The 6,439-nt window shown below is 68.9% G+C and carries 7 protein-coding genes and 1 pseudogene; 4 read left to right on the top strand and 4 right to left on the bottom strand.

Annotation, left to right across the window (positions count from 1 at the left end; all coding sequences use genetic code 11):
• Together TX88_RS17125 and TX88_RS17130 are read right to left on the bottom strand one after the other, a co-directional pair.
• Positions 1–503 (bottom strand): annotated as a pseudogene (locus tag TX88_RS17125) (lipase family protein); the annotation flags it as partial.
• A gap of 42 nt (positions 504–545) precedes the next feature.
• Positions 546–1,211, bottom strand: a complete 666-nt coding sequence (locus TX88_RS17130) for an NUDIX hydrolase (RefSeq protein ID WP_110918087.1) — start codon at positions 1,209–1,211, stop codon at positions 546–548.
• Between the two features lie 73 nt (positions 1,212–1,284).
• Between TX88_RS17130 and nadA the strand changes: the two genes are divergently transcribed.
• From nadA to nadC, 3 genes are read left to right on the top strand one after another with little or no spacing between them, the layout of a single operon-like run.
• Positions 1,285–2,328: a quinolinate synthase NadA gene (nadA, locus tag TX88_RS17135; protein WP_044519506.1), complete on the top strand. Its 1,044-nt coding sequence runs from the start codon at positions 1,285–1,287 to the stop codon at positions 2,326–2,328.
• Positions 2,325–3,926: an L-aspartate oxidase gene (locus TX88_RS17140; RefSeq protein WP_044518423.1), complete on the top strand. Its 1,602-nt coding sequence runs from the start codon at positions 2,325–2,327 to the stop codon at positions 3,924–3,926. Before nadA ends, TX88_RS17140 begins: the two co-directional genes overlap by 4 nt.
• On the top strand, positions 3,926–4,783 hold the full coding sequence (nadC, locus tag TX88_RS17145; RefSeq protein ID WP_044519507.1) for a carboxylating nicotinate-nucleotide diphosphorylase: 858 nt from the start codon (positions 3,926–3,928) through the stop codon (positions 4,781–4,783). Before TX88_RS17140 ends, nadC begins: the two co-directional genes overlap by 1 nt.
• Before the next feature lie 193 nt (positions 4,784–4,976).
• On the opposite strand, the gene rhtB is transcribed toward nadC, so the two are convergent.
• The gene (gene rhtB, locus TX88_RS17150) at positions 4,977–5,612 is read right to left on the bottom strand and encodes a homoserine/homoserine lactone efflux protein (RefSeq protein ID WP_044518424.1); all 636 of its coding nucleotides are present in this window, start codon (positions 5,610–5,612) and stop codon (positions 4,977–4,979) included.
• 21 nt (positions 5,613–5,633) lie between these two features.
• On the bottom strand, positions 5,634–6,044 hold the full coding sequence (locus TX88_RS17155) for a nitroreductase family deazaflavin-dependent oxidoreductase (protein ID WP_044518426.1): 411 nt from the start codon (positions 6,042–6,044) through the stop codon (positions 5,634–5,636).
• A gap of 104 nt (positions 6,045–6,148) precedes the next feature.
• Between TX88_RS17155 and TX88_RS35155 the strand changes: the two genes are divergently transcribed.
• Positions 6,149–6,439, top strand: a 291-nt coding sequence (locus TX88_RS35155; protein ID WP_044518428.1) for a histidinol dehydrogenase, incomplete at its 3' end; no start/stop codon positions are given.

The raw sequence follows: 6,439 nt of genomic DNA on the forward strand, positions 1-6,439 counted from the left end.
GGCGCGCCCCACATGCCGTTGACGCCCTCATGGTCGGGAACCGAGACGGCCCAGCCCTCGGCCAGGGCGGCCGAGATCAGCAGGAATTCCAGCTGGGCCAGGGAGCCGGTGGCCTTGGCGTGGTGGCGCAGGGCGTAGGACGGGAAGCATCGGGCCGAGATCGCGTCGATCGCGCACTGGTACGACACGATCGGGCAGTCCGGCGCGGCGTCGGCCGGGACGATGACGGTGGTCGCGGCGGCTTCAGGGATGCCGTTGCGGTCAGTGGAGCGGTACAGCAGCTGCGTGGCCTGCAGGCGTTGCGGGATCAGGCCCAGAAACGCCAGTTCGACGTCGCGGCTGCGCAGGACCGTGCCCGGTTCGGCGTGCTGGAACCCTGCAGGCGGTACGTAGAACGCGTCTTTGTGGGGGAGTACGGGTCGAGCAGCCGGGTCGAGGTCCTCGTGAGGTGCCCGACCGATCCATTCGGCTCCGGAGACGCTGGCCGCACTGCCCAAGTCCATCCCGGCATTCTTACTTAAGGAGGGTCTAAGAATCCAGTCGACTCACCCGGGCGGGCGTAGAGCAGCGAATTCGTCGGTGACGCGGTACCGGGAGTCGGTGAATCGGTACAGGGCGGCGGGGCGCCCCCCGCTGCGGCCCGATCGGGCGGTGGTTCCGGTGCGGGTGATGACCTTGCGACGTTCCAGAACCCGCTGCAGGTTGGTCGCGTCGACTTGGTGATCGAGTGCGGCGCTGTAGATGTCCCGTAGCGTGGAGAGCGCGAATTCTTTTGGCGCCAAGGCGAATCCGATGTTGGTGTAGGACATCTTGGCCACCAGCCGGGTGCGTGCGTGCTCGACCATCGGCGCGTGGTCGAAGGCCATCGGCGGCAGGTCGCTGACCGGATGCCAGCGGGTGTCCGGCGGCAGGGCCGGGGTGGACGGGGACGGCACCAGGCCCAGGAACGTGGATGCGATCGTCCGCATACCGGGCACCCGGACCGGGTCGGAGAACACCGCCAGTTGCTCCAGGTGGGCGATTTCGCGCAGGTCAACCTTCTCGGCCAGCTGTCGCCGCACCGAGCTGGTCAGATCCTCGTCGTCCTCCAGCCGTCCGCCCGGCAGAGACCATTTGCCCCGCTCCGGATCCAGCGCGCGCTGCCACAGCAGCACGTTGAGTGTCGGCTGCCTGGTGTCGAGGCCGCGAACCTGGAACACGACGGCGAGCACTTCGTGCGCGGTGTTACCATGTGGCATGTTTTCGATTATAAGTCGAAAACCTGACGTAGTGGAGGAGGTCGGCGTGACCGCTCTCAATGGCACCCTCTCGGGGGGCTTGGCAGATCAGATCGTCGATGGCCCCGGTGGCTATTCCGGCGTCGAAGGCGACGAGAAATGGGCTGCTGAGATCCGTCGTCTGGTCGACCTGCGCGGTGCGACGCTGCTGGCGCACAACTACCAGCTGCCGGCCATCCAGGACGTCGCCGACCACGTCGGCGATTCTCTGGCGCTGTCGCGGATCGCCGCAGAGGCACCCGAGGACACCATCGTGTTCTGCGGCGTGCACTTCATGGCCGAGACGGCCAAGATCCTCAGCCCGGACAAGACGGTGCTGATCCCGGATCAGCGGGCCGGCTGCTCGCTGGCCGATTCGATCACCGCCGACGAACTGCAGGCATGGAAGGACGAGCACCCCGGCGCGGTCGTCGTGTCCTACGTCAACACCACTGCCGCGGTGAAGGCGCTGACCGACATCTGCTGCACCTCGTCGAACGCCGTCGAGGTGGTGGCCTCGATACCCGAGGACCGCGAGGTGCTGTTCTGCCCGGATCAGTTCCTGGGTGCGCACGTCCGGCGCGTCACCGGCCGCAAGAACCTGCACGTCTGGGCCGGCGAATGCCACGTGCACGCCGGGATCAACGGCGACGAACTGGCGGCCCAGGCCCGGTCGCACCCCGATGCCGAACTCTTCGTGCACCCCGAATGCGGATGTGCCACCTCGGCGCTCTACCTGGCCGGCGAGGGTGCCGTTCCTGAGGATCGCGTGAAGATCCTGTCCACCGGCGGCATGCTCGACGCGGCGCGCGAGACCCGGGCGCGGCAGGTGCTGGTCGCGACCGAGGTCGGCATGCTGCACCAGTTGCGCAGGGCTGCACCCGAAGTCGACTTCCTGGCCGTCAACGACCGCGCTTCGTGCACCTACATGAAGATGATCACTCCGGCTGCGCTGCTGCGTTGCCTGATCGAAGGCGCCGATGAGGTGCACGTCGATCCCGATACCGCTCGCCTGGGTCGTGCCAGCGTGCAGCGCATGATTGCGATTGGCCAGCCCGGCGGCGGCGAATGACTCCGACGGGCAGTGCCCGGGGGTCAAGCCGCTTCGCCTGCGGCAGTTCAACGCTGTGGCAGCAGCGCGCTGACGTCGTCGTGGTCGGCACCGGGGTCGCGGGCCTGGTGGCAGCCCTGGCCGCGCACCGCCGCGGCCGCCGGGTGGTGGTGCTGAGCAAGGCCCGCGAGACCGCGACCTTCTACGCCCAGGGCGGGATCGCCGTGGTGCTGCCCGACACAGACGATTCCGTCGAGGCGCACGTCGCCGACACGGTGGCCGCCGGTGGCGGCCTGTGCGATCCGGATGCGGTGCGCTCGATCGTCGCGGCGGGCTTTGACGCGGTCGCAGATCTGGTGGCCGACGGCGCACAGTTCGACGAGACCGCTCCCGGGCGTTGGGCACTGACCCGCGAGGGCGGGCACACCCGGCGCCGGATCATTCACGCCGGCGGCGATGCCACCGGGGCCGAGGTGCAGCGGGCTCTCGACTCTGCGGCCGCCACACTCGACATCCGCCGTGACCATGTGGCGCTGGAGGTCCTGCGCGATGAGGCCACGGTAACCGGGGTGCTGGTCCGCAATGAGGACGGCCTGGGCATCATCCACGCGCCCTCGGTCATCCTGGCGACCGGGGGCCTCGGTCACGTGTACGCGGCCACCACCAACCCGAGCGGCTCGACCGGTGACGGCATCGCCCTCGCGCTGTGGGCCGGCGTTCCGGTCCGCGACATCGAGTTCGTCCAGTTCCACCCGACGATGCTGTATGCCGAGAACGGCGGCGGGCGACGCCCGCTCATCACCGAAGCGCTGCGCGGTGAAGGCGCCGTACTCGTCGACTCGCAAGGCAACTCGGTGACCGACGGAGTGCACCCGATGGGGGACCTGGCCCCACGGGACGTGGTCGCCGCAGCCATCAACGCCCGGCTGAGTGCCACCGGCGAGCCGTGCGCGTACCTCGACGCCCGGGGCATCACCGGGTTCGCCGACCGGTTCCCCACAGTGGCGTCGGCGTGTGCGGCGGCCGGTGTCGACCCGACCCGCCAACCGATCCCAGTGGTTCCGGGCGCCCATTACAGCTGTGGCGGCGTGGTCACCGGCGTGCATGGCCGCACCGAACTGCCCGGGCTGTTCGCCGCGGGCGAAGTGGCCCGGACAGGGATGCACGGGGCCAACCGGTTGGCCTCCAACAGCCTTCTGGAAGGGCTCGTCGTCGGCGGCCGGGCCGGTCGGCTGGCCGCCGAGCACGCCGGCGCGGCGGGCCCGGTGCGCGCACAGGCACCGCAGGACCGCCGACAAGACGCGGTCGACCGAGATGTCCTGCAGCACGCCATGTCTGAGCATGCCTCCGTGGTCCGCGACGCCGACGGCCTGCGCCGGCTCGATGCCGTTCTGGCCGGAGCGCGATCGGTGCAGCCCGCCAACCGTCAAAGCTTCGAGGACGCGGCCCTCACCGCGACGGCACAGGCAATTGCCGTCGCCGCCCTGGCCCGTACCGAAAGCCGTGGCTGTCACCATCGCGGCGATTACCCCGAAACCGACCCCGCTCAGGAGCATTCCGTGACGATTCGCGCCGTATCCGGCCGTCCCGCCCTCGACACCGCAACGGCGGTGTGCTGATGGCGCTTTCGGACATCGAGCTGGCCGAGGCGCGTGCCACGATCGCGCGCGCGCTCGAAGAGGACCTGCGCTACGGCCCGGACATCACGACGCTCGCCACCGTGGGCGCCGACGCCATGACCACAGCCTCGGTGGTCAACCGGGAGCCGGGCGTGGCCGCGGGCGTCGACATCGCGCTGATGGTGCTCGACGAGGTGCTCGGTGCCGATGGCTACCGCGTGATCAACCGTGTCGAGGACGGTGCCCGGCTGGACGCCCGTTCGGCGATCCTGACGGTCGAGGCGTCGACCCGCGGGCTGCTGACAGCCGAACGCACGCTGCTCAACCTGATGTGCCACCTGTCGGGGATCGCTACGGCGACCGCTGCCTGGGTCGACGCGGTGGCCGGCACCAACGCCAAGATCCGGGACACCCGCAAGACGCTGCCGGGTATGCGTGCGCTGCAGAAGTACGCGGTGCGCGTCGGTGGCGGCGTCAACCACCGGATGGGCCTCGGCGATGCGGCCCTGATCAAGGACAACCACGTCGCCGCGGCCGGGTCGGTGCTGGCCGCGCTCAAGGCGGTCCGGGCCGAGGCGCCGGGCCTGCCGTGCGAGGTCGAGGTCGATTCGCTGGAACAACTCGACGATGTGCTCTCGGCCGACGTGGAACTGGTGCTGCTGGACAACTTCCCGGTCTGGCAGACCCAGATCGCGGTTCAGCGCAGGGACACGCGCTCGCCCAAGACGCTGCTGGAATCCTCGGGTGGTCTGACGCTGGACAGCGCCGCCGATTACGCCGGCACCGGGGTCGACTACCTCGCGATCGGCGCCCTCACTCATTCGGTGCGGGTGCTCGACATCGGTCTGGACACCTAATCCGCAGCGAGTACGTCGCGCCCGACCCGTCGGCTACCGGCGCGGCGATTGCGCCTATCGGTGTCCGTCGTTCAACAAGGCCGCGGATCGCTGCTCGATAGTGACCGCAATCCGAGGGGTAGTTGTGCAGATTCCCCGGGACTGCCAGCCACACGCGTCGCGACGTGCGATACCCCGAGGGCCGGACGGGAGGCTAGGCAGTCGCGCCTCGACGCACCAACGAGAGCACCACGGCGGCGGTCGCGAACAGCCCGGAGAACACCCGGCCGAGGATGGTCTGCTGCCGCGGCGTCTGCAGCCAGTTGAGCAGCCGCGCCGCCAGCCCGGTGTAGAGGCTCATCACGACCACGTCGACGGCGACCATCGTCGCCCCGATCGCCAGATATTGGGGCAGCAACGGCGCGGTGGGCACCACGAACTGCGGTAGTACCGCGACCAGGAACACCAAGCCCTTCGGGTTGGTGGTGTTCACCAGGAATCCGCGCATCACCAAAGCCAACCGGCCCCGCTCGCCGGCACCGCCCATCCGGGCGCGCAGATCCTGCGAGGCGCTGCGCCACTGCTGGATCGCCAGGTAGATCAGATACGCCACACCGATCCACTTCACGATGTGGAAGGCCAGCATCGACTTGGCGACGAGGGCGCCCAGGCCGACGGCGACCAACACCAGTTGCGCAAGCAGCCCGATCTGGAGTCCGAGCACACTCCATGACCCGCGGCGCACGCCATGGGTCAGGCCGGTCGCCATCGACTGGATCGCCCCGGCTCCGGGGGACAGACTGATGGCGATCGAAGCGCCGAGAAACGCGAGCCAGATCTGCCAGGTCATGTATGCAGTCTGGCGACGGTGTCAAACGATATCTGCGACGAAGACGCCCATCCGGCGGGCCGCATTGCGGGGGATCCGCGGGAGCGTCGGATCGTCGGTGCCCGCCGGCAGCACGCGCGGATTGGTGATCTTGATGTCGCCGCGGAACAGGTGCACGTCGGCCCCTCCCGCCGCGATCACGTTCTTCACCCAGTTGGTCTTGCCGTGCAGGAGCGTCACCGCGAAAACATTGCCCTTGCGGTAGCTGGTGACGATCGTCTCGTACGGCGTACCGGAGGTGCGACCCCGATGCTTGATCACGGTGAACCCCGGCAGGCGCTTGGAAAATGGTTTCACCAGCGGGTTGATGTATTTGATCTGGAACCGCTCCAGCGCGGGCGGTATGAGCATCGGTACGCCGGGGGCGTTGTTCGGGTGGTCTTTCGCGGACATCCAGGGCTCCGTTCGGCAGTCTGGGACCACCCTACGGCGCGTCGGGCCGGCGGCGGTGGGCGACGGATTTTTATCAACTGGACTGATCAGGGACAATTGAACCGATGGCCGAGTTTGAGATGTCCCGTATCGACCTGCGTAACCGTGTGCTGAACGCCGCGCAGTTGCGATCCGCGCTGCCCCGCGGCGGAGTCGATGTGGACGCAGTGGTGCCCAAGGTCCGCCCGATCGTGGAGGCGGTCGCCGAGCACGGCGCGACAGCCGCGCTGGACTATGGCCATACCTTCGACGGCATCCGCCCCGACACCGTGCGGGTTCCCGCGGCCCGGCTGGCTGCCGCGCTGGCCGACCTCGACCCTGACGTACGCGCCGCACTGCAGGTCGCGATCGACCGG

The organism is Mycolicibacterium septicum DSM 44393, assembly GCF_000455325.1.
Taxonomy (GTDB): domain Bacteria; phylum Actinomycetota; class Actinomycetes; order Mycobacteriales; family Mycobacteriaceae; genus Mycobacterium; species Mycobacterium septicum.